The organism is Kitasatospora sp. LaBMicrA B282, assembly GCF_050325825.1.
Classification (GTDB): domain Bacteria; phylum Actinomycetota; class Actinomycetes; order Streptomycetales; family Streptomycetaceae; genus Kitasatospora.
This window is the reverse complement of record NZ_JBNQTI010000372.1, coordinates 1-1,050: the sequence shown is the minus strand read 5'-3', so window position 1 is coordinate 1,050 and position 1,050 is coordinate 1. Positions and strand designations below refer to the sequence as shown.

The 1,050-nt window shown below is 75.9% G+C and carries 1 protein-coding gene and 1 pseudogene; both read right to left on the bottom strand.

Annotation, left to right across the window (positions count from 1 at the left end; genetic code table 11):
- Positions 1-46: 46 nt before the first annotated feature.
- Entirely contained in the window at positions 47-787 is a 741-nt protein-coding gene (locus ACQRUO_RS39510) for a YcnI family protein (protein ID WP_428321013.1), read from the bottom strand.
- A gap of 68 nt (positions 788-855) precedes the next feature.
- Positions 856-1,050: pseudogene (locus ACQRUO_RS39505) on the bottom strand (hypothetical protein); the annotation flags it as partial.

Here is a 1,050-nt window from a genome sequence, read left to right as displayed (position 1 = left end):
GGCCCCGGCGCACCGCCGGAGCCACCCCACCGCGGCGCAGCCCGGGTCAGCCCGCGGTCGGGCCGCCCTTGCCGCGCCGGCCCAGCAGCACGCCGGCCGCCGTGCCGAGCACGCCGATCACGATGCCGGCGATGCCGAGCCCGCGGGCGGTGGAGTCGCTGTCGCTCTTCGACGCGGCCGTGCTGGTGCTCGCCGCCGGGGCGCTGGGCGTGCCGGAGGGCGCGCCGGCCGGCGCGGCGTCGGTCAGCTTGAGCACCGGCGCCGGGTGCTCCGGCTCGGGCTGGCCGGGCTTCTGCACGTCGATCCAGCGGACCACGTTGCCGTTGCTGTAGGTCTGCAGCGCCTTGAAGACGACCTGGTCGGTGCCGTCCGGCAGGGCGCCGAAGTCGACCGTGAAGTCCTGGTAGTGGCCGGGGGTGATCTGGCCGCCGGTCCAGACGATCTGCGAGACCACCTCGGTGATGTCGCCGTCGTCGGTGTGGATCGGGGTGGTCAGCTTGGTCGTGGTGATCTTGTCGGTCCACCCGGGCACCGGGGCGACCAGGGCCGACGGGATCGGGTGGTCGGTCGGGAAGTCGACCTCGACCTGGGTGGTGCTGGCGGTGTCGTCCTCGTTGGGCACCCGGAAGGCGAAGGTCTGGTCGGTGGCGTCCTTGGACACGGTCCCGGGCTGGACGGTGACGTGGGCGGAGGCCGGGCCGGCGATCAGCAGCACGGCGGCACCGGCGAGTGCGGCGACCGCGGCGGCGCGGCGGGAACGGGTGCGGGAGTGCGAAACGGTACGCATGATGGTGGATCTCTCCGTACTCGGGCAGGGGCACGCGGCACACCGCCCGGTCGGGTGGCGGCGCGTGATCAGGACAGTCGCGGAACCGGGCCGCGCGGTGGGCCCCGCCTGATCACGCAGTGCCGCAGCAGCAGTTCGCCGGCCCGGGGGCGGTCGCCGTGCCCCGGCCTGGCCCGTCCGCCGGGCAGCCGCCCGGCCTCCGCCCGCAGCTCGCGCAGCGCGGCGCAGAGCGCCAGGACCCGGCGCAGCCCCCGCACCGCCCA